This is a genomic window from Bacteroides thetaiotaomicron VPI-5482 (genome assembly GCF_000011065.1).
Classification (GTDB): Bacteria; Bacteroidota; Bacteroidia; order Bacteroidales; family Bacteroidaceae; genus Bacteroides; species Bacteroides thetaiotaomicron.
Genome location: NC_004663.1, coordinates 4,158,373 through 4,182,444, shown reverse-complemented (window position 1 = coordinate 4,182,444; position 24,072 = coordinate 4,158,373). Strand labels below are relative to the sequence as shown.

General features: G+C 41.9%; 17 protein-coding genes. 9 read left to right on the top strand and 8 right to left on the bottom strand.

The features are described 5' to 3' along the window. Positions 1–19: 19 nt before the first annotated feature. The 5 genes from BT_RS16580 to BT_RS16560 form a co-directional block, all read right to left on the bottom strand. Positions 20–730, bottom strand: coding sequence for a DUF4843 domain-containing protein (locus BT_RS16580; RefSeq protein WP_011108731.1), 711 nt, complete (start codon positions 728–730; stop codon positions 20–22). A 26-nt stretch (positions 731–756) separates the two neighbouring features. After that, positions 757–2,223 (bottom strand): RagB/SusD family nutrient uptake outer membrane protein, encoded by a 1,467-nt coding sequence (locus BT_RS16575; protein ID WP_011108730.1) that lies wholly within the window; start codon positions 2,221–2,223, stop codon positions 757–759. A gap of 13 nt (positions 2,224–2,236) precedes the next feature. Then, positions 2,237–5,566, bottom strand: a complete 3,330-nt coding sequence (locus BT_RS16570; RefSeq protein ID WP_162303104.1) for a TonB-dependent receptor — start codon at positions 5,564–5,566, stop codon at positions 2,237–2,239. 44 nt (positions 5,567–5,610) lie between these two features. After that, on the bottom strand, positions 5,611–6,819 hold the full coding sequence (locus BT_RS16565; RefSeq protein ID WP_011108728.1) for a FecR family protein: 1,209 nt from the start codon (positions 6,817–6,819) through the stop codon (positions 5,611–5,613). Positions 6,820–7,334: 515 nt separating this feature from the next. Then, positions 7,335–7,907: an RNA polymerase sigma-70 factor gene (locus BT_RS16560; protein ID WP_008767492.1), complete on the bottom strand. Its 573-nt coding sequence runs from the start codon at positions 7,905–7,907 to the stop codon at positions 7,335–7,337. A gap of 834 nt (positions 7,908–8,741) precedes the next feature. On the opposite strand from BT_RS16560, the gene mnmG reads away from it, so the two are divergent. The 7 genes from mnmG (at position 8,742) to BT_RS16525 (ending at position 16,454) form a co-directional block, all read left to right on the top strand. Further along, a complete protein-coding gene (gene mnmG / locus BT_RS16555) occupies positions 8,742–10,628 on the top strand; it encodes a tRNA uridine-5-carboxymethylaminomethyl(34) synthesis enzyme MnmG (RefSeq protein WP_008762875.1) in 1,887 nt (628 codons plus the stop codon). Between the two features lie 50 nt (positions 10,629–10,678). Beyond that, a complete protein-coding gene (locus BT_RS16550) occupies positions 10,679–11,209 on the top strand; it encodes an adenine phosphoribosyltransferase (protein WP_008762874.1) in 531 nt (176 codons plus the stop codon). A gap of 75 nt (positions 11,210–11,284) precedes the next feature. Continuing rightward, on the top strand, positions 11,285–13,114 hold the full coding sequence (gene uvrC / locus BT_RS16545) for an excinuclease ABC subunit UvrC (protein WP_011108727.1): 1,830 nt from the start codon (positions 11,285–11,287) through the stop codon (positions 13,112–13,114). A gap of 484 nt (positions 13,115–13,598) precedes the next feature. Next, the gene (gene dtd, locus BT_RS16540) at positions 13,599–14,051 is read left to right on the top strand and encodes a D-aminoacyl-tRNA deacylase (RefSeq protein ID WP_011108726.1); all 453 of its coding nucleotides are present in this window, start codon (positions 13,599–13,601) and stop codon (positions 14,049–14,051) included. An 88-nt stretch (positions 14,052–14,139) separates the two neighbouring features. After that, a complete protein-coding gene (locus tag BT_RS16535; protein ID WP_008762871.1) occupies positions 14,140–14,478 on the top strand; it encodes a nucleotide pyrophosphohydrolase in 339 nt (112 codons plus the stop codon). Beyond that, positions 14,465–15,367: a deoxyribose-phosphate aldolase gene (gene deoC, locus BT_RS16530; RefSeq protein WP_008762870.1), complete on the top strand. Its 903-nt coding sequence runs from the start codon at positions 14,465–14,467 to the stop codon at positions 15,365–15,367. The genes BT_RS16535 and deoC overlap by 14 nt, the downstream gene beginning before the upstream one ends. A 406-nt stretch (positions 15,368–15,773) precedes the next feature. Next, positions 15,774–16,454 (top strand): DUF1266 domain-containing protein, encoded by a 681-nt coding sequence (locus tag BT_RS16525; RefSeq protein WP_011108725.1) that lies wholly within the window; start codon positions 15,774–15,776, stop codon positions 16,452–16,454. Here the strand turns inward: BT_RS16525 and BT_RS16520 are convergent, their stop codons facing one another. Beyond that, positions 16,455–17,429, bottom strand: coding sequence for a polyprenyl synthetase family protein (locus tag BT_RS16520; protein WP_011108724.1), 975 nt, complete (start codon positions 17,427–17,429; stop codon positions 16,455–16,457). Between the two features lie 88 nt (positions 17,430–17,517). Here BT_RS16520 and polA point away from each other — a divergent pair, with 88 nt between their 5' ends. Together polA and BT_RS16510 are read left to right on the top strand one after the other, a co-directional pair. Further along, the gene (gene polA / locus BT_RS16515; RefSeq protein ID WP_011108723.1) at positions 17,518–20,367 is read left to right on the top strand and encodes a DNA polymerase I; all 2,850 of its coding nucleotides are present in this window, start codon (positions 17,518–17,520) and stop codon (positions 20,365–20,367) included. Between the two features lie 332 nt (positions 20,368–20,699). After that, the gene (locus BT_RS16510) at positions 20,700–21,095 is read left to right on the top strand and encodes a DUF3836 domain-containing protein (protein WP_008767482.1); all 396 of its coding nucleotides are present in this window, start codon (positions 20,700–20,702) and stop codon (positions 21,093–21,095) included. A gap of 107 nt (positions 21,096–21,202) precedes the next feature. Here BT_RS16510 and BT_RS16505 read toward each other — a convergent pair whose 3' ends face one another. Together BT_RS16505 and BT_RS16500 are read right to left on the bottom strand one after the other, a co-directional pair. Then, complete coding sequence (locus tag BT_RS16505; RefSeq protein WP_011108722.1) at positions 21,203–21,982, bottom strand: LytR/AlgR family response regulator transcription factor; 780 nt, start codon at positions 21,980–21,982, stop codon at positions 21,203–21,205. After that, positions 21,979–24,015, bottom strand: a complete 2,037-nt coding sequence (locus tag BT_RS16500; protein WP_162303096.1) for a tetratricopeptide repeat-containing sensor histidine kinase — start codon at positions 24,013–24,015, stop codon at positions 21,979–21,981. Before BT_RS16500 ends, BT_RS16505 begins: the two co-directional genes overlap by 4 nt. Positions 24,016–24,072: the final 57 nt, after the last annotated feature.

The window sequence follows — 24,072 nt, the reverse complement described above, 5'->3', positions numbered from 1 at the left end:
ATTTCAATTGCTATTCTAATTAGTTAATAGGTACAGCCATCGGAAACTCCTCACCAGTTGTATCATTTTTATCCATTACATTGTTTACTGCAATGTAGTACTTGAATGTCAATGCATATTGCCGTTTTTCGGCAGTACTTAGTTTTCCAAAATCTGAGATATTGGTGCATTTTACAAACTCTTCATATTTCTTTCTAGAATATGTACCTAAATACAACTTCGTGACATCATTGGTCCACCATAAAGGTTTACTAATAATATTATTGAATATAATTTTAATTTGTTCGTATTCCGGTATTGATCCTTCGAAATACTCATTTGGGAGAAGTTTCAAACACAACTTCACGTTCTCTTTCAAATCTTCCGTTTTTAACAGCATAACCTCCAATGTATCATTAGATAGTCCAGCTTTAAACATTGGATTATCAGGCAAACGATAATTTTTCTGATCGGCATTTTTTATCTTATCTTCACTCTCATCTTCCGCAACCACACTTACTTTGTAAGGTGTATCTATTGAAAACGGTTTTCCGATTAGCCCCAGACCAATCTTCACAATAATAGCATTACTAGTAGGATAGTTATTGAAAGATACTTCGAAATCCTCATCACCAAATTCCTTCAGTTGGCTAAAATAAAGATATTGTCCACCATGATAAGGTTTTATCTCATCTTCCGAACATCCCCAAAAACAAAGAGATATTAAAGCAAATAGAATATATTTTTTCATCTTTCTTTTTCGTTGATTATCATACATTAAACATCTTCATTATCCGGTTTATCAAATACAAAGATTGCATTATCTACCGGTTTCTTATCCATACGTTTGTATTGAAAAAACATTTGCCCTTCTCCTACAAACTCCTTACGCATATCCTTCAATAACTCTGTATGAAATCCTTCCAATGACCCAATACTGTTCTCCATATTAGTAGTCAGAATTCCTCTCGCATAACGTACTTCATCCAGCATTTTGCCAGCTTGAGAATATTCACCCTTACGAGCAAAGTATTCCCCCATAATATAATACATCTCACTCAAACGTATGCCTGGAACCATATCTGAACCATCCTGTCCCAACTTAATATCATATTTTAAAGAATATGCATTAGAATTATAAGAACCTGTCTGTAGAAGGAAACGACGATCCTGTTCTTTATTATCAGCAAAGATATTATCACTGTCAAGGATAAACAGTGTCTGATTTCCTCTTGTAATATAAGGTATATAGTCTTCTTGTAATGTTTTATTAAAAAAACACATAATAATACTATTATAGTCTTTAAGATTCGTACCTAAGCTTGAGTATTCCACAAAATTAAAACAGGATTCAGGCTTGCTTCCATATGGATAAGTCGCTTCTACGACCTCTTTTGCTTCTTTATAAGCCAGTTCATATTCTCCTTCCCAATAATATACACGTGCCAATGCCGCTACTATAGCATAATAATTCATACGATATCCTCTATAAGCGAAGAATACATCACTAGAAGCAATATCGCTAGAAAGTATGCTTGATGCCAACATACGATAACCTGTACTCATCCAAATTTTATGTTCATCAGTTATATCACACTTAGCTAACATCTCTTTTGCAGCTTTTAAATCTCTAATTATCTTAGAAAGAATCTCTTTACTACTTTCATATGGAGGAACAATGGTAGGATATACCTCTACATAGGGAATATAAGACTTTCCATCATCTTTCGATATGGCAGGAGCAAATAAACGAAGTAAATCAAAGTGTATAAAAGCTCGTAGTGCCAATGCTTCTCCCCAAATCATATTTTTCTCAAATTCTCCCTCTTTGAAAATAGAAGAACTAGCTTCGCTAACATTGAGAATCAAATTATTACAATTAGCTATATTATTATAACCAATAGACCATATATTGGAAATGAAAGTTTTCACATCCGAATCATCAAATTGGAACTTAGCCGATTTATAATAAGCTGAATTTTTAGGTATAAAATTATTATCTGTTTGATAATATTGAGCAATAGCATCCATAAATCCCCATGACATTGTTCGTCCATACATAGAAGAAGTGCCCAAATTCAAATATATTCCATTCAAAGCATTTCGATATCCATCTCCTACCTCAAAAAGCTTATCCCCATTCACCTGATTACTCGGTGCTACATCCAGCCAATCACTACAACTTGTAGTAAACAGACTTGTAGCCAACAGTAATATTGTATATAATTTCTTCATATTATTCATCTACTTTAAACTATTAAAAACTCATCTTCACCGAAGCTGCAAAAGACCGTGAATATGGATAATCCAAACCACGTTCAGCACGTACAGTAGCAACACGGAATAAATCATTTCCTGAAAGTTCTACACGTAACAGACCGATACGCGCTTTCTTCAACCATTCAGCATTAAAATCATATCCTAAAGTAAGAGAGTTAAATGTCAGCACATTATAATCTTGGATGAAACGGCTAGTAGGACGAGTCACTGCAACTACACCATCAGTCTGTAAACGTCCATAAGGAGTACAATCTCCAGGCTTTTGCCAACGTCCTGTCAATACACGACGGTCTACATTACTACTTTGAATATGTGCATTCTCAACCTTACTTACCAATGTAGAATTATAACGCTGTCCACCAAATTCATACATAAAGGTAGAATAGAGAGAAAATTGCTTCCAACGAAGGTTAAATCCAAAAGTACCCTGGAGTTTTGGCTCTTCGTTTCCAATCACAACTTGGTCAGCCGCATTCCAGTCATATGTTATTGTACCGTCAGGACGAAGATAAATTTCCTTACCATCTGCTGGATTGATACCTAATGATCTCACACCAAAAATAGATGTCAGAGAACCACCTTCTACATACTGCAAGTAAGTCTCACTATATTTTGAATCTCCTTTTCCAGAATCATATTTCGCATATTTTTCTTGTACGCGCTTATTGTACTCTTTCAGACTATCTGAGATTTTAGTTATTTTATTTTCATTATGAGCCATATTTGCAAAAACTGCAACAAACCAATCCTTTGCATTCAAAATATTACTTCTCAACTGGATTTCAACACCCTTATTCATCACCTCACCAATATTATCTTTGTAAGAAGTAAAACCTGTAGAACTAGGTAATGTAACACTATTAACCAAGTCCACCGTTTTCTTACGATAATATGAAAAGTTCATCTGGAGTAATCCCTTAAACATATCAACATCTAGACCTAAATCCATGTTATGAGTCTTTTCCCAACCCAATCCATTATTTCCCAATGCCATCAATGATGCTCCTAGACCTGTTTTAAACCAGTTGTCTGTAACTACTTTATAAATAGTCTGCGCTTCATAGGGAGAGAAGTCAACTTTACCAGTAATACCATAAGTTCCACGAATCTTTAGACGGTCCATCCATTCAAACTGTTTCATGAACTTATAATTATGCAAGTTCAAACCAAGACCACCGGAAAAGAAAGGTGCAAAACGTTGATCAGCACCAAACTCTGAGTTTCCATCGAAGCGTACAGAAACGTCCGCCAAATAAATATTATCAAATGAATAGTTGAATGTCCCTAATGCACCGAAAAGACGGCTTTTACTATCCGAGTTAGAAGGTAATCCAGAGACTTTATTACCATAGCCTGGAGAAGACAATTCGCCAGACGGAAATCCTTTGTAAGTAATACCAAAACTATCACCAGTACTTGAAGTAGCATTAATACCTACCAAAAAATTCAGATTGTGCTTCTTTATATTTCTGTTATAAGATAAAGTAGCAGTAGCATCCCAACTTAAACTATTGGAAGTAGCGATATCCAACTGTCCTGAAACCACATTATTTAAGCCTAACAAATCATCATTCTTCTTTGAACGCGGATCAAGAAAGGTACGTGCATCCGAATTTGACTTCGTAACACTAAATTGTCCTTTTAACAACCAGTAACTGTCGATATTCCACAACAATTCTGTATTATTAATCAATTCCCAAGACTTACTTCGATCATAATTCTTCAATGTAGCTTCATACAAAGGGTTTACTTCTCCTGATCCTCCGGTCCAAGGATAAGTTGTCTCCAAATATCTTCCATTCTCATCAATATATTCATCATATGGCAATTTTGAAGTATAGTCGGAGAAGCTTCCATAAGGAGACTCCTGAGATTTAGTATAAGTATATGAAAAATAGTTTCTTACCTGAAAAGCTCCAAGTCGATAAGATAAAGACAACCCACCAGCCATACGGTCGCGATAAGAACCTTTCATAACGCCTTCTCCACTATTATAAGAAAAGTCAGCTCCCCAACGCAAATCCTCCGTACCACCATCCAAATACAAACTATGTTTGTGATTGAATACAGTACGAAGGGGTTTAGATAACCAATAAGTATCAACTCCACGAACTACATTGTTCAGTTTTTGGTTGTAAAGTGCATCTAACCGACTTTGTTCACTAAAACCTTGTTCTGGATTTGCCTTAAATAAACCTGCAGCAACCTCTGTTTCAAGTTTCTCTCGTGCATTCATCATATTATAATCAGTTAGGTCAGGATATTCCAATGTTCCGGTAAAGTTATAATCGATATTGACTTTACCAGCTTTCGGTGTTACTGTTGTAATAATAACCACACCATTCGCTGCACGCGAACCGTACATAGCCGTAGCGGCAGCATCTTTCAAGATCGTAATGCTTGCAATACGGCTAGGGTCCATATCATACAATTTCTGCACGCTGATTTCAAAGCCATCCATGATAAAAGTCGGAAGGTTAGGATTGTTCTTCAATGATGTTTTAGAAAGGCTTTGCGCATCCAATTGTGTTGTTCCAATACCCGAACGTCCACGAATATACAATTCCGGAACATTATTCGGGTTCGAACCTGCTAAATTATTTTCAGCAATACGAAAAGAGGGATCGAACGTTTGCAAGGCCCCTAATACATTTGTTTTGGAAACCGACATCAACTGATCTGCCGTAACCGTCACAGAAGTACCCGTAAAGCTATTTTTACTGATCTTTGCATAACCGGTTACCACCACCTCTTCCAATTGCTTTGAATCGGGTTTCAACTTAAAGGTATGCACTTTATCAAGATTGAGCTTGCCAGTATGTATTTCCAAAGTTTGCATGCCTACAAAGGAAAGACGAATTGTTACATCTCCTTCAGGAAGTCCTAAAGAAAAAGCACCGTCTGCATCAGTCATTGTTCCGATATTTCTTTCTTTTCCCAGTATCAAAACCGTAACTCCCGGTAGTTCGCCACCCTGTTCATCCACCACTTTACCTTCCAACGTACGTGTCTTCTGATCTTTCTTCTTGATGACCACAATACCATCTTTGGTAGCATAAGTGAAACCTTTAGGTGAAAGAACGCGGTCCAGCAATTCCTTCCAAGGCTCGTTGGTAGCTTTTACAGTCACCGGTTCAACTCCTTTAAACATCTGAGAGTTATAAAGCATGTTGATTCCAGCTTTCTGTTTTACCGTGTTTAAAAATGTTTCCATCGGCACATCCTTCAAATCAAGCGTCACTTTCTTCTCATCAGGTGGAAGTGCCCATGCACTGAGTACCATACTCAATGCAAAAAGACATAGCATAAAGACTCTTCTTTTTTTCATAATTTTTAAATCAAAACTCAATATTACTCATTCTCATATATCAATATATTTCTTCCGTTTATTCTATAGTAGATATCGCCGGTTAGTTCTAATGCATTCAGGAAAGTATTGATCGTGCCATATCGCTGCAAGTCACCACTATAAGTCAGGTCGCGCAGAGACTCCTTCTCATAATAGACATGAACATCATACCAGCGCTCGAAGGTTTTCATGATATCGCCCAGCCGTTTGTTATTGAAAACATATACACCTTGTGCCCAGCCGATATATTCATTGACATCCACCACCCGCTTTTCAATGCCACGGGAAGAGGCGACTGCCTGTTCACCCGGCGCCAGCGTAATTGTATTCTGATCGGGTGTCGAGAAATTTACTTTCCCATATACAAGGGTGGTATAGCACGCATCCGCATCATTATAAGCATTGATATTAAATGCCGTACCAAGTACTGTTACTTCTCCGAAACGAGTCCGGACCACAAACGGATGTTCCTCATCCTTTCTCACATCAAAATAGGCTTCACCTTCCAGTGTCACAATTCGGCGCTTTCCGACAAAACGGACCGGATAAAGCAATTTAGAACCGGCATTCAAATGAACAGTGGTTCCATCAGCAAGAAGGACAGTATTCTCTCCTCCCCGTGGTATAACCAGTTCATTTGACTTCACCGGACTTTCATCGACATTTTCTTCTTCGTGTTGTTGTGTTGTGACGGTCGGTCGATATGACAGCACCCCTTTATTGTATTTCACCTGGACGCCGTCTACTATTACATTTATATCTTTCTTTTGTACATCAATAGTGCTTCCATCGGGCAAAGTCAACACTGCCTGTTTGCTACCCGGCTTGATTTGCGCGATACGTGTCTGGGACTCCTCCACTGCCTGATAATGATTTATGGCATAAAAAGAAATTCCTACTGCCAGTACTACCACCGCTGCGGCAGCATACCACCATGACCGGATACGGTGGATCTTTCCAGCGGACGAATTCTCTTTTTGTTGAATTTGTTGAAGGAAATGCTCGTAAGCCTTTTCCGATGAATATTTTTTATACTTATTAAAAGCATCTTTCAATTCCTCACTATCCTGCAATTTCTCATACACGGCTTTCAGTTCCGGATGCATAGATAAACGTTGTTCCAACACCTGCTGCTCTTTGTCGCTTGCATCTCCCAAAAGAGCCTTTTTTATCAAAGAGGCATCTTGATATGTGTTTTCTAACTTTTTCATAATTTTATCTATTTCTAATGAGGATTTTATCTTTGCTTTACTATAATTATACATAACGTCCATAAATGGGTGACAAAAAGATGATTATTTTTTATGAGATACTCTCCGTACGAAAACGGAAAAGAATGAAAAACTATCATTATGACATTATTCAGCAACAAAAATGACATATTTAACAAATCATTCCCTTTTCAGAATCAAAATTCAGCCATCAATAAATGACAATTAGGCATCTTAAAAAATATTTGTTTTTTTTCGTTGCCGCTATTAAAATGATGTATTTTTTAGCTTTTACTAAGGAGTTTGAAACTCATATTTTATCATCATCCGTCACTTTCGGACTTAGCTAATTGATATACAATGCAATAAGACACAGACATGGAACGAACACATATAGCTTACTAAAAATGCTAACCAAGCTTTGTTTACCTGTTAAACATAACGGCTCATCCACTTAAATAAGCCACATCACAGTCACTTCACCCCCACAAAAGCAAGGATGCATAGCCCGGTTTCTAATAAAATATAAGAGCAAGAAGTACAGAATAACTGGAATTTGCCAGCTTCTCGCGTAAGAATTTATAGCTACGGCTTTTCTGAGTTTTAACCGTATTGATGCTGACTCCCAGCCGGGATGCGATTTCATCCCACGAATGTCCCTCTATTCTTAGCAGGATGATACGGCGTTGTTCGGCGGGAAGCTCCTCGATATAGAAATAAAGTTGTCGGATAGCTTCTTCTTTCACAGTCAAAGCATACAACATTTCCTCGTCTTCAAAATCTTCTTCCTGAGGCAAGCCATTCAATATAGAATCATGAATCTGATGGTTGCGGATATACAACAGTGCATTATTATAGCAGGCACGATAAAGATAATTAGTCAGCTCACGGGAGTCGGAAAAAGTACGTTTACCTTCCCACACGGATATAAACACCTCCTGAACCAGATCTTCTACGGCATCGGTGAGGAACAGGATTTTCTCGACATATGAGCACAAGGCCGCATAATAGCGATCATAAAAGTCCCTCCAGATTCCCTTATCTTTCTGGTTGACACCTGCTACTATCAAATCATCTTTATCGCTCATACGGCAACAAGATTAATCAAACAATAAAAGACTCTCTTCAAATTACTGCAAAAACTGGTTATAATAGATATGACTTACAAATATATCTGTTTTTTCAGTATGTAAGTTCACCCCTCATATAAAAAAATAGAATAAAGGGGCATAAAATAAAAAAAGAGCGAATAACTCCGCCCCACCTAAAGAATCCCCCATAAATGGGATTCTTTTTTCTGCATCTCAATTTACCTGTTACCTGAAAACTACTTTTTTCCTAATACCTAATCAAAACAATCTTTTTCCTAAAAACTAATCTTAAAATCTAATACCTTAATTTTATAAACTAATACTACTCTTTTGTTATTACCTTATTTTCTAATACCTAAAAATCTTAGTAGTTTCACAACTACACTGCAAAGGTAGAGGTGTTTTGGAAAACAACAAGAATTCTTATGCTAAAAAACATGTTTTACCTTATTTTTTTGATTTATGTCAAGAGAAAGAGTTGAGGTTGGGTATAAAACATACATCCGAAGGCTGATTTGACACAAATTCTGTCCAAACGCTCCGTTTGTCTTCTATTTCATCACATGGCCCCACACTTTTCCAAGTGACAAAAAGTAAGCCTAGAATGTCGAAAAAGAGCATTTACATCTCTTTTTGAAAGGAATTGAAGCCTTGACATAAAAGAAAAGAAGCCAGAAACGTTACATCTTGCATATTTCCAATCCAAAATTACGGCGATTTTTTGCGCCCGCCCTGCCTCCTCCCCGAAATTTCGGAAGCAAAAACCGGCAGAAGATACAACTCTCGCAACTTTTCCGTAACTTTGCAGCGTTTGATAATAAATAAGGTAGAATGGATTTTAAGTACGATGTAATTGTAATTGGTGCCGGACATGCAGGTTGTGAAGCGGCAGCCGCCGCTGCGAATTTAGGTTCCAAAACTTGTCTGATCACAATGGACATGAACAAGATCGGACAGATGAGTTGCAATCCGGCAGTAGGAGGAATCGCCAAAGGACAAATAGTACGCGAAATAGACGCACTGGGCGGACAGATGGGATTGGTGACGGATGAAACTGCTATCCAGTTCCGAATCCTGAACCGCTCGAAAGGTCCCGCCATGTGGAGTCCCCGCGCTCAATGCGACCGTGCCAAGTTTATCTGGTCATGGCGTGAGAAACTGGAAAATACTCCCAACCTTCATATCTGGCAGGATACCGTCTGTGAATTGCTCGTTGAAAACGGTGAAGTAGTCGGACTCGTCACTCTTTGGGGTGTCACATTCAAAGCGAAATGTATCGTACTGACCGCAGGAACATTCTTGAACGGACTCATGCACGTAGGCCGCCACCAATTGCCCGGCGGAAGAATGGCAGAACCCGCATCTTACCAGCTGACAGAATCCATCGCCCGACATGGCATTGCCTACGGAAGGATGAAGACCGGCACACCGGTACGAATCGACGCACGCAGCATCCACTTCGATCTGATGGATACACAAGACGGAGAATGCGACTTCCACAAGTTCTCATTCATGAATACCAGTACGCGCCATTTGAAGCAACTGCAATGCTGGACCTGCTATACCAACGAAGAAGTGCACCGAATTCTGCGCGAAGGGCTGCCGGATTCTCCCCTGTTCAACGGACAGATTCAAAGTATCGGTCCGCGCTATTGCCCCAGCATCGAAACCAAGATTGTCACCTTCCCCGACAAAGAACAGCACCAACTGTTCCTCGAACCCGAAGGTGAAACAACACAGGAATTATACCTGAACGGATTCTCTTCTTCTCTTCCGATGGATATTCAGATAGCCGCGCTGAAAAAAGTACCGGCATTCAAGGATATCGTCATCTATCGTCCCGGATACGCGATTGAGTACGATTACTTCGACCCCACCCAATTAAAACATTCGCTGGAATCGAAGATTATCAAAAACCTGTTCTTTGCCGGGCAAGTGAACGGAACAACCGGTTACGAAGAAGCGGGAGGACAAGGACTGATCGCCGGAATCAACGCACACATCAACTGTCACGGTGGTGAAGCCTTCACACTGGCTCGCGACGAAGCATATATCGGTGTATTGATAGACGACCTGGTGACCAAAGGAGTAGACGAACCATACCGTATGTTCACTTCACGTGCCGAATACCGTATTCTTCTCCGCATGGACGACGCCGACATGAGACTGACCGAAAGAGCATATCACCTCGGACTGGCAAGAGAGGATCGCTACCAATTAATGAAGACCAAGAAGGAGGCATTAGAGCAGATAGTAAATTTCGCAAAGAACTATTCGATGAAACCGGCATTAATTAATGATGCCCTCGAAAAGTTGGGAACAACTCCCCTTCGTCAAGGCTGTAAGCTGATCGAAATTCTCAATCGTCCGCAAATCACGATTGAGAATATCGCGGAACATGTCCCCGCCTTCCAAAGAGAATTAGAAAAAGCAACCGCTGCAGACTCCGACCGTAAAGAAGAGATTCTGGAAGCGGCAGAAATACTGATCAAGTATCAAGGCTATATTGACAGAGAGCGAATGATAGCAGAAAAGCTGGCACGCCTGGAAAGCATCAAGATCAAAGGCAAATTTGATTATGCTTCCATCCAGTCGCTATCTACGGAAGCTCGTCAGAAGCTAGTGAAGATTGATCCGGAAACGATTGCTCAAGCGAGCCGGATCCCGGGAGTATCACCAAGCGACATCAACGTATTGCTGGTACTTTCCGGCCGATAAGCGGCAACGTTTCACGTGAAACAAATCATTTAAAGAAACGAGATAAACCAATGATTATGAGCAAAGAAACGCTAATTAAAAGCATCCGGGAAATTCCCGATTTTCCGATCCCCGGAATCCTTTTCTACGATGTCACCACCCTGTTTAAAGACCCTTGGTGCTTGCAAGAATTATCGAACATCATGTTCGAAATGTACAAGGATAAAGGTATCACCAAAGTAGTAGGTATAGAATCCAGAGGATTCATCATGGGGCCTATCCTAGCTACCCGACTGAACGCAGGTTTTATTCCTATCCGCAAGCCGGGCAAACTTCCCGCAGAGGTGATCGAAGAAAGCTACGACAAAGAATATGGCACGGACACTGTGCAGATTCATAAGGACGCACTCGATGAAAACGACGTAGTTTTACTACACGACGACCTGCTGGCAACGGGAGGAACTATGAAAGCAGCCTGCGAACTGGTGAAGAAACTGAAGCCTAAAAAGGTATATGTAAACTTCATTATCGAATTGAAAGACCTGAATGGCAAATCCGTATTCGGAGATGACGTAGAAGTAGAATCCGTATTGACTTTATAAACAAATTGCTTATATTTGCAGGGCGTAGAGAATCTACGCCCTTTTTTATTTCCCGCTATTTCATCTATAACGATTATGAATACAGAACCGGAAGCCAAAACGAATGAATATCTGAGAGGTATTGTAGCCAACCTGCCCGAAAAGCCGGGAGTCTATCAGTATCTGAACACAGAAGGGACTATTATATACGTTGGAAAGGCTAAAAACCTAAAAAAAAGGGTATATTCTTACTTCAGCAAAGAGCATGAACCCGGCAAGACACGAGTATTGGTCAGCAAGATTGCCGATATCCGTTACATCGTTGTTAACACCGAAGAAGATGCATTATTGCTGGAAAACAATCTGATCAAGAAATATAAGCCCCGCTACAATGTATTGCTGAAGGACGACAAGACCTACCCTTCCATCTGCGTGCAGAATGAATACTTTCCACGCATTTTCAGGACTCGAAAGATTATCAAAAACGGTTCTTCTTATTATGGTCCCTACAGCCACCTTCCTTCGATGTATGCGGTGCTCGACCTGATCAAGCATCTATACCCGTTGCGTACCTGCAATCTGAACCTTTCTCCGGAGAACATACGGGCGGGAAAGTTCAAGGTTTGTCTGGAGTATCACATCAAGAAGTGCGCCGGACCATGCGTTGGACTGCAATCGCACGAGGATTATCTGAAGAACATCGATGAAATCAAAGAGATTTTGAAAGGAAATACGCAGGATATTAGCCGTATGCTGGTAGAAAAGATGCAGGAACTGGCCAATGAAATGAAGTTTGAAGAGGCTCAGAAGATTAAGGAGAAGTATCTGCTGATAGAGAATTACCGGTCTAAATCGGAGGTAGTAAGTTCTGTCCTGCACAATATCGACGTCTTTTCCATCGAAGAAGACGATTCAAATTCGGCTTTCGTCAACTATCTGCACATCACCAATGGCGCCATCAATCAGGCATTCACCTTTGAGTACAAGAAGAAGCTAAATGAATCGAAAGAAGAGTTACTGACGCTAGGCATTATTGAAATGCGGGAGCGCTACAAGAGCCATTCACGGGAGATTATTGTTCCTTTCGAACTTGATCTGGAGTTGAATAATGTCGTTTTCACCGTTCCTCAAAGGGGAGATAAGAAAAAACTGCTCGATCTTTCTATCCTAAATGTGAAGCAATATAAGGCCGACCGATTGAAACAAGCCGAGAAACTGAACCCGGAGCAGCGCAGTATGCGTCTGCTGAAAGAAATACAAAACGAACTGCATTTAGACAAGCCACCTTTGCAGATTGAATGTTTCGATAACTCGAATATACAAGGATCGGATGCCGTAGCTGCCTGCGTAGTATTCAAAAAGGCGAAACCATCGAAGAAAGATTACCGTAAATACAATATTAAGACGGTCGTGGGACCGGATGATTACGCTTCCATGAAAGAGGTGGTCAGACGACGTTATCAGCGCGCCATTGAAGAAAATTCTCCCCTTCCCGACCTGATTATTACCGATGGTGGTAAAGGACAAATGGAAGTCGTCAGAGAAGTAATCGAGGATGAACTGCATCTGAATATTCCGATTGCCGGTTTGGCTAAGGATAATAAGCATCGCACGTCAGAGCTACTTTTCGGGTTTCCCGCACAGACGATTGGGATCAAACAACAAAGTTCTTTATTCCGTCTGCTGACGCAGATTCAGGATGAAGTACACCGTTTTGCGATTACTTTCCACCGCGACAAGCGCAGCAAGCGACAGGTCGCATCGGCTCTGGATAGCATTAAAGGGATTGGAGAAAAGACAAAAACAGCCCTATTGAAGGAGTTTAAAAGCGTAAAACGAATCAAAGAGGCATCCCTTGAAGAAATCGCAAAGGTCATAGGAGAAGTGAAGGCTCAGACTGTAAAAAAAGGGTTAAGCAACGAATAGGCTCACTTCTATGTGGCTATACGCTAAATTGTTAGTCCATATAAATCAAGTATCAGTATCATATGGGGCAAGCGTTAGTTTCCTCGGAGGAAACGCCAGTTCCCTTTAAAAGGAACGGTCGTTTCCATTAAAAGGAACGGCCGTTCCCTCGCCGGGAAACGACAGTTTCCATTAAAAGAAATCATAGGAAACTATATACCATTGATTTCTAACCACATAGAGTACTACCGGTAATGTTATAGAGTTTATGTTCATGTCTATACGGTTCTAAGGCAAACTCAATCAAGTTATGAGGCAAATACATCTGTCGTCCTAATAGATATGCTTCTGCACAACAGACAGACACGCTTCCGAATGACAGCTACGGTTAATACTTAATACCTAATACTTATCTCCTATAATATTTCCTTCCAATCCATCGTTTTTTCTTCTTAATTTCGTAAATTTGCCTTTCGTAACATTCAATAGAATAGAGAAAATATCAATGAGAATAGTTGTACAACGAGTAAGCCACGCATCAGTAACCATCGAAGGACAGTGCAAGTCTTCCATTGGAAAAGGGATGCTGATATTAGTCGGCATTGAAGAATCCGACGGACAGGAAGATATAGACTGGCTCTGCAAAAAGATAGTAAATCTGCGTATTTTTGACGATGAAAGCGGAGTAATGAACAAGTCGATCCTGGAAGATGGAGGTGAAATTCTGGTCATCAGTCAGTTCACGTTGCACGCTTCTACCAAGAAGGGCAACCGTCCGTCATACATCAAAGCCGCCAAGCCGGAGATATCTGTCCCACTCTACGAACGGTTCTGCAAAGACCTGAGCAGGGCGCTGGGAAAAGAAATCGGCACAGGAACTTTCGGAGCGGACATGAAAGTTGAACTTTTAAATGACGGTCCTGTTACTATATGTATGGACACCAAAAATAAAGAGTAAAACCTTGATGAAAAAGCCGGTAAAGCTCTTCGAAGAGTGATAAACAGGCTCTAAACATCAAACTAATCATCATAAACCAACAGCAATTATGACCCTGGAAGAAGCTCAAAAAGAAGTAGACAAATGGATAAAGACATACGGTGTCCGCTACTTCAGCGAATTGACAAATATGGCCGTACTGACTGAAGAAGTCGGAGAATTAGCCCGTGTCATGGCCCGCAAATACGGCGACCAGTCTTTCAAAGAAGGCGAGAAAGACAACCTTGACGAAGAAATAGCAGACATCTTATGGGTGCTCCTGTGTATCGCCAACCAGACAGGCGTAGACATCACCAAAGCCTTCAGGGAAAGCCTGGAAAAGAAAACGAAACGAGATAATAAAAGACATATCAATAACCCAAAACTGAACGATCATGGAAGAGAATAGCTCACAATCCAACAAGTATGATGCCGCATTGGCAAAGTATAACACCAATCTGAGCGATGCAGACATACAGGCTCGGGTGGCTGACCTGATTGAAAAGAAAGTGCCGGAAAACAATACGGAAGAAGTCAAGAAACTCCTGTTCAACTGCATCGACCTGACCACGCTGAACAGCACGGACAGCGATGAAAGCGTGATGCATTTCACCGAAAAAGTGAATGAGTTCGACAATGAATTCCCCGATATGAAGAACGTCGCTGCCATCTGCGTATACCCCAATTTCGCGGATATTGTAAAGAATACACTGCAAGTAGATGGCATCAATATCGCTTGTGTTTCGGGCGGGTTCCCTTCTTCTCAGACTTTCATCGAAGTGAAAGTAGCGGAAACGGCACTGGCTATCGCTGACGGTGCGGACGAAATAGATATTGTTATCTCTATCGGTAAATTCCTGAGCGGTGACTACGAAACAATGTGCGAAGAAATTCAGGAATTAAAAGAAGTCTGCAAGGAACGCCACCTCAAGGTAATCCTCGAGACAGGTGCTTTGAAAACCGCCTCCAACATCAAGAAAGCCTCTATCCTATCCATGTATTCGGGTGCAGATTTCATCAAGACATCGACCGGAAAGCAACAGCCTGCCGCTACCCCGGAAGCCGCTTATGTGATGTGCGAAGCTATCAAGGAGTACTATCAAAAAACAAACAACAAGATCGGCTTCAAACCGGCAGGAGGCATCAACACCGTCCATGATGCAATCATTTATTACACTATTGTGAAAGAAATATTAGGCGAAGAATGGCTGAACAACCGATTGTTCCGTCTGGGTACCAGTCGTTTGGCCAATTTGCTTCTCTCCGATATCAAGGGCGAAGAGATCAAATTCTTCTAAGGAATTACATTAGCAATCAAGTATGCCGTACCGCGCTTCACCTTCCGTTCCTATGGAAGGAAGCGCGGTATTTTTTATATAATAAAAACTAAAGATACTTATGGACAAAACCATTATTTTCATTATCTTTGTCATAGATGTAGCTATGCTAACATAGTTAATCATCTGTATTAGAGAACGTTTCTTTTATTACCTGATTCCTGGAATTCGGCAAAATTCAAAGTTATGAGTGGTAATAAGCAAACGGGTCTCACGCACCTTCATGTATATACTTTTGTTATATATCGAACGGAGCGTGAGACTGTTGCTTTTATGTCATCATAACGGCTTGCCGAAGCCCCAGGAAAAGACATATAGCAGCAGTTCTCACGCTTTTTTTAGTTAACCATAAGCGAAAAAGTATAAAATGAAGTCACACACAAAGAACTTACGTTTTAACCATAACCCCTTAAATCTGATACTCGGCACCAGAAAGAAACAAGGTCTGCGCATCGGTTATATGGAGGCTGCACTGGATGGCTTCTATCTTAACTGTATGGAAACCGGAGTACACCCGGAAAAACTAAGTAAACTATTATCAGATAAGTTCCATTGCACAGATGCAATTTCTTCCTGCCAGCTATTCCTATTCCTCATCAACGAAGGCGACAGAGCCTCCTATTCTATTATGGTCCCCTATTTACTCTCTACCGAAAACCTAAACCAGTTTGAAAACACCATCCGCGAACGCTTCTACGGAGTAGACCGATTCATTCAACAGGGCAGAAATCTATACAAATTCAAAGAGTATATAGAAGAAAGAGGAGAGCCGATTGTATGGATTAACGACTTAGAGAGAGGAGTGATCGGATGGGATATGGCACAAGTTGTCGGGCTGGCCCGGGCTGCCAAAGACTGCGGCTACATCACCAAAGAACAAGCATGGGAATACATCGAACAGGCGAGCACGTTATGTTCCGAAATCCTCCGCACACCGGAAGAAATAGACAAAAGTTTCCTCATCGGAGGAGCGATGAAATCGAATAAAATTGAAGATTGGGAGGAATTAATCCTGTGTTACTCTCTGCTCAGGAACAGTGGGGAGTAGTTATTTCTCACGGGCGACCACGTAATCCAGATAAGTCCGCAGGGCAAGGCAAATATTTGAATCCGGCAAGGCAGCCAGCAAATCAAAGGCCTTCTTTTTATATTGTTCTATTGTACGACAGGCATATTCAATACCTCCATTATCTTTGGTAAACTCAATCAGACGTACGATTTCATCAGGAGTTGCCGTACCTTCCTTCACCTTGAACGCTATCTGTTCCGCCCACGCATCTTTCGTTGTATTCAATGCATACAGGGCAGGCAGCGTCAGCTTACCTTCCAGCATATCATTACCAGTCGGTTTGCCGATCTTCTTGCTATCAAAGTAATCGAAAATATCATCCTTAATCTGAAAACAGATACCAATATATTCGCCCAACAGACGGGCAAAAGCGACTTCCTCCTCACCCACCTGCACTGACAAGGCAGCCGCCTCGGCACAAGCGGCAAAAAGAGCCGCTGTTTTCTTACGTATTACGTCAAAATAAACTTCCTCCGAAAAGCTATGATTACTTACATTCGAAAGTTGAAGCAACTCTCCTTCAGCTAGTTTCTGCCCCAGCGAAGATACCAGACGGATAATCTCATAATTATTAGTCTGCTCCGCGTGCACAAGGCTTGTAGCCAGCAGATAATCACCCGCCAGTACAGATACCTTATTATTAAATATAGCATTTACCGAAAGCTGACCGCGACGCTCGGTACTTTCATCGACTACATCGTCGTGCACCAAACTGGCTGTATGAAGCAATTCCAAAGAAACTGCCGCATGAAGGGTGGCAGGAGTCACAGCCCCATAAAGGCGTGCTACCAATAAGACAAGAATAGGACGCATCATCTTGCCATTCCTCTTGCGTATATGAGTTATTACGCTGTCGAGCAATGCATTCGAATCGGAAAGAGGGGTGTCAAAAAGAGCCTTAAAATCCTCCAGTTCCGCTTCTATCGGGGTTTTGATAAGAGAGATACTATCCATTCACAACACTATTTGAGCACAAAAGTAATAATAAAACGCTTAATACGGTATTTTTTTGTACTTTTACCATGAAAAATTAATTAAATCTATGGAGTCAGACAATAAATTATTTCTTTTAGACGCTTATGCACTGATATATCGGGCTTATTACGCCTTTATCAAGAATCCCAGAATCAACTCCAAAGGGTTCAATACTTCAGCTATCCTCGGATTTGTCAATACCCTCGAAGAGGTGCTGAAAAAGGAGAATCCGTCACATATAGGAGTAGCCTTCGACCCCTCCGGCCCTACCTTCCGCCACGAAGCTTTCGAGCAATACAAAGCCCAGCGTGAAGAAACTCCGGAAGCTATCCGCCTCTCCGTACCTATTATAAAGGATATCATCCACGCCTACCGCATCCCGATTCTGGAAGTGGCAGGATACGAAGCCGACGACGTGATCGGAACTCTCGCCACTGAAGCCGGACGTCAGGGCATCACCACCTATATGATGACTCCCGACAAAGACTACGGCCAGCTGGTGACAGACAACGTATTCATGTATCGCCCCAAACATACGGGAGGTTTTGAAGTGATGGGCATCGAAGAAGTGAAAGCAAAGTTCGATATCCAGTCGCCCGCACAAGTAATCGATATGCTCGGACTGATGGGCGATGCCTCCGACAATATCCCTGGTTGTCCCGGTGTCGGTGAAAAGACTGCCCAGAAACTAATCGCCGAATTCGGAAGTATCGAAAATCTGCTGGAACATACCGACCAACTGAAAGGAGCCTTGAAAACGAAAGTGGAAACCAATAAGGAATTGATTACTTTCTCCAAATTCCTTGCCACTATCAAAATCGATGTTCCTATCCAACTCGAAATGGACAAGCTCGTCCGCGAACAGGCAGACGAAGATTCACTCCGACAAATTTTTGAAGAACTGGAATTCCGGACACTGATCGACCGGGTACTGAAAAAAGAAAATTCTGCCGGCGGAGTAACAATGGCAACCGGAAGCAAAACGGCAACGGCCAAAAGTGCTCCCTCTCCTCTTCCACTTTTTCCCGAAGAAGGAGGAGCCATACAAGGCGATTTATTTGCGAATTTTACGGGCAATGAGGCAGGCGAAGCCAAAAAATCGAATCTAGAGACGTTAGAAACGCTTAATTGCGACTACCAACTCATTGATACAGAGAAGAAAAGAGCTGAAATCATTCAAAAGTTACTTACATCGAAAATTCTCTCGTTAGATACGGAGACTACAGGAACGGAACCAATGGACGCCGAACTAGTCGGAATGAGTTTCTCTATCACCGAAAATCAGGCTTTTTATGTGCCGGTCCCCGACAATCGTGAGGAAGCATTAAAAATCGTCAACGAATTCCGTCCGGTCTTCGAAAATGAGAACTCATTGAAAGTCGGACAAAATATCAAGTACGACATGATCGTTCTTGAAAATTACGGAGTGCAAGTGAAAGGTGCACTCTTTGATACGATGATCGCCCATTACGTTCTTCAACCGGAACTTCGTCATGGAATGGACTATCTGGCAGAAATCTATCTTCACTATCAGACCATCCACATCGACGAACTGATAGGTCCGAAAGGGAAGAACCAGAAAAACATGCGCGATCTCGACCCGAAGGATATCTACCGCTATGCCTGCGAAGATGCAGACGTAACACTAAAGCTCAAAAACGTCCTGGAGAAAGAACTGAAAGAGAACGATGCCGAACGTTTGTTTTATGATATCGAAATGCCGCTTGTACCCGTATTGGTTAATATAGAACGGAATGGGGTATTGCTGGATACGGAAGCGCTCAAACAATCGTCTGTTCATTTCACCGCTCAGATGCAACGCATCGAGCAGGAGATTTATGAACTGGCAGGCGAAACCTTCAATATCGCTTCGCCCAAACAAGTAGGCGAGGTACTGTTTGACAAACTAAGAATCATCGAAAAAGCGAAGAAGACCAAAACCGGTCAGTACGTCACTTCGGAAGAAGTGCTCGAAAGCCTTCGGCATAAACATCCCGTAGTAGAAAAGATTCTGGAACACCGCGGACTGAAGAAACTGCTAGGAACTTATATCGATGCACTTCCCCAACTGATCAACCCGCGCACGGGACGAGTACACACGTCTTTCAACCAGACCGTCACCTCTACCGGACGCCTCAGCTCCAGTAACCCGAATCTGCAGAATATTCCTATCCGCGACGAGAACGGCAAGGAAATCCGCAAGGCATTTATCCCTGACGAAGGCTGCCTGTTCTTCTCTGCCGACTATTCGCAGATAGAACTTCGTATCATGGCACATCTCAGCGAAGACAAGAATATGATCGACGCCTTCCTCAGCAATCATGATATCCACGCAGCTACAGCTGCCAAAATATATAAGATCGACCTGAAAGACGTAGACTCCGATATGCGACGCAAAGCGAAAACCGCCAACTTCGGTATCATCTACGGCATCTCCGTATTTGGCCTTGCAGAGCGAATGAACGTAGACCGGAAGGAAGCCAAAGAACTGATCGACGGCTATTTCGAAACTTATCCAAGCGTGAAAGCCTATATGGAGAAGAGTATCCAGATAGCTCAGGAGAAAGGGTATGTAGAAACGATTTTCCACCGGAAACGCTTCTTGCCGGACATTAACTCACGAAACGCCGTTGTACGCGGCTATGCCGAGCGAAACGCCATCAACGCACCGATTCAGGGAAGCGCCGCAGATATCATAAAGGTAGCAATGGCACGCATTTATCAGCGATTCCAGACAGAAGGCATACAAGCTAAAATGATATTGCAAGTACACGATGAATTGAACTTCAGCGTGCCCGTCAACGAAAAAGAACGTGTAGAAGAGATCGTTATTGAGGAAATGGAACACGCTTACCGTATGCACGTTCCCTTGAAAGCAGATTGCGGCTGGGGCAAGAACTGGCTCGAAGCACACTAAAACAAGGTTTATCCTGCCATAACAAAACAGGATAAATCAGCTAAATAATGGAGAGGATGAGTTATAACATTATTTAACCCACTATCCAGAAAGCTAGGAAAAAGATCACTTCCCCAACGAAGTGTTTCATTCTATATCCGGCAGGTTGACTGCCGGATATTTTTTTGTCACCAATCTTGGCAAAAAGCAAGGTATCACCTTAGCCATCATCTGACATTTTGGTATTATTTTAGCTTTATATTTGCATAAATACCGAATAAATATATAACTTTGCAGCATAATACAAGAGTATTACTAGACAAATGAAAGAATAATACTAAAATCAAATAGCCATGAAAACAAAAGTATCTTTAAAAATGTTTGTTCTATCCGTAGTTCTTCTCATGACCTCTTTTGTTGCTTCTGCACGCAGTTATGATGGTCAGTTGGTTTATAATCCAGTAGAAGAAAATGGAGTAATGGTAGGTCAGACCGTTTACAAAATGAACGGAAGTACACTTGCCAACTATATGAAGTACAACTATAAGTACGATGACAACAAGCGCATGATTGAAAGCGAGACCCTGAAATGGAACAGCACCAAAGAGGAATGGGAAAAAGATCTCCGCATCAATTATACATACGAAGGAAAAACAGTAACAACCAATTACTATAAATGGAACAATAAGAAACGCGCTTACGTGTTAGTTCCGGAAATGACAGTGACCATGGACAATACTAATTTGTAACAGCATTTTTTTAACAACATACTCTCTCATTCTAATATTCTAACAAAGAGAAAACGCCGTTCCTGATGAAGAAACGGCGTTTTCGCATCTATCTTAAGGAGTCATTGTCACAACACAAAAAACCGGTCCTGCAACCCTTTCAAAAAACTTCGGGAAATCACCAGATCACTCTTATCATGAAAAGGCGGATAGAGCTGACAACACTTCCCATCAATCATCGCCAGATAATTAACATTGACAATAGCCGACTGGCTGATCTGGATAAAAGCTTGTGAATAACCAATGATATCTTCGGCTTTTGTATTTCGCTTCAGATTCAATCGGGTCTGATTGAACAGGACTACCTGCCACTGCCGCTTGTCTTTCAGATATTCGAAATAGCCGATTTCTTCCAGTCGCAAAAGCTTGAATCCCGTCACCGTGCTGATCATAAACATTCCCTGTTGCGGCATCAAAGCACTGACAGAAGAAGAAAAAGAGGAAGAAGGAGTTGCCGGTATTGAAGCTACAGCTTTCCGGTAGCGCTCTATAACGACTCTCAGATCTCCCGTCTCAAAAGGTTTCAGCAAGAAGTCGAAGGCAGACTCACGCAGGGCCTGAAGCAAATATTTATCATACGAAGTATAAAAGACAACTTTCATATCCCACAGCACCTCATCGCGCATCTCACTCAACAAGTTAAGCCCCAGCACATCCGGAAGTTCCACATCCAGAAACAACAGGTCCGGACGGAGTTCCATTATCATCTTTTTACCTTTTGCGCCATTGTTTGCAGTTCCTTTTATTTCAAATTCCTGATAGGCGCCCAGTTCCCTGCGCAAAGCATCGATTGCCGTACGCTCATCATCTACAATAACGACTTTATATTTATCTTCTGCATTCATCATAAATCATAAGAAAAATGAAACGGTATATACACCGACACTTGCGTACCGGTCTGCCCATCGTTTCGGTTACCTATATTGAAACGTATCTTCTCATTTTTATTCTTTGTATTGAGTAGCTGTATCGTCTGATAGAGCACTTTCAGCCCCGTTCCCGTTCCTCTGGTCGAAGAAGCCACTTGCGGAAGATACCCCCGCCCGTTGTCACAAATCACGATACGGACTCCTTTTCCTTCACGGGAAATACGGATAGTCAATTCCTTCTCACCGTCTTTTCCGGCCAGCCCGTGCTTTATCGCATTCTCTACCGGAATCTGTACAATCATGGAAGGAATCATTATACTTTTTGCGTCCAGCCCCTCCTCCACTACGACCGACGCCGTGAAGTCTTCGCCGACACGCCCGCTTTCCAGACCGATATATGACTGTACAAAATCCAGTTCGTCCTGCAAAGATACACTTAGTTTTTCTGTCAGTTCAAGACTCCGACGGAGATATTTGACCAGTTCCATCAAATTATTCTTCACCTCTTCCGACCCATTGAACTGATTAATCTCACGCCCCAGCACATTGAAAGTGAAATGGGGAGAAATCCGGCTCCGCAAATTCTCCATACGGACACGATTTATCTGCTGGAAGAAACGTTCACGAAGAAACTCCCGCTTTTTCCGCATATACCAGATGATTACCACCGTTCCGGCTGCCAGCAACAGGCAGACAAGCACCCAGATATACATGCTCAGTTTCAAGACACGCACTTCACCCGCCTGCCGTTGAATCTGCATTTCCTTGCGCAATACAATCGTGTCCTGACGGTAACGCATATCCAGTTCGGCTACACGGGTGCGAATCCGCTCGCTACGGATAGAGTCATTCAGTTGATAGTCACGTTTCAGATACTCATACGCATTGCGGTAGTCACCTGCCTTTTCATAATAATGTTGCAGATATTGGTTGCGTATAGTAAGCATATTGGCATCCACATGTCCGGTAGAAGCAGTCCGTGCTATCATTTCTCTGGCACGCGCGATATTTCCTTTTTTCAGGAAAAGCTCAATCATCAGGGTTTCAATATAGTGCATGGCGGAGTTGTTCTTTATCTCCGAAAAGTAGCGGTAGCCTTCATTCAGATTGTTTTCGGCAGAATCCAGCCGGTTCGTCAGCAGATAAAGATCGCCCAGATTGACTTTCGAAAGATTGCTTTCGAATACCATTTGCGGGTAATCCGCTATCAGCTCCGCTGCTTGCCGCATATAGACCAGGGCTTCCTGATAATCTTTCTTGTAATAGTAATGATTTCCCCGATTATTAAGATACACCCACTTTTCGCTGACTGTCATTTCATCAAAGAACTGTCCTGCCAGTTCGTAATAATGATTGGACAAATCAAAATCACGCAGGTCCATGTAAGTCTGTCCCAGTCCGCAATAGACCGGAAATTTGGAATGTTCCGACAGGTGCAGGGAGTCACAGATAAACAATGCTTTCCGGTAATAGGAAGCGGTATGTGCCAGTTCGCCACGATGCAGATGGGCATCCGCCAGATTCATACAGATATCTGAGAGAAGATGTCCCTTCTCTCCTTTCAGACGGTAAGCATAGGATTTCTCATAATAGGCAACCGCCGAATCGGGCTGATTGAGTTGCATCCAGACATTTCCCTCAATGTTATATACATCCGAAAGTACATCATTCCATCGCGGGCAGGCAGCTGCACGCTTATCATACTCTTTTACAGGGCGGTTATAATAGAGGATAGAGTCGAAATCGGACGAGATGAAGAAAGTCTTTCCATACAATCCCATCAAGCGGTAATAACTCATCGAGTCCTGTGCCTGACGCATTGCGTTACGCAATAAAGAACGTGAATAAGGTAAGTTGGAAAACAGAGAATCCTGGGCACGGACTTCTAAAGAATCGATAAGTGACTGTTCACACAAAGCGTGACTGCGGTGCCTATCCACGCAACTGCAGTTCCACAATATCAACAACCCTATCAACCCAAATAGCTTCATAGTAGATTTCGCTTTATTCATCCCCTTTGTCCGTGTTGAATTTTGAATGCCACAAAAATACATTAATTATATTGAATC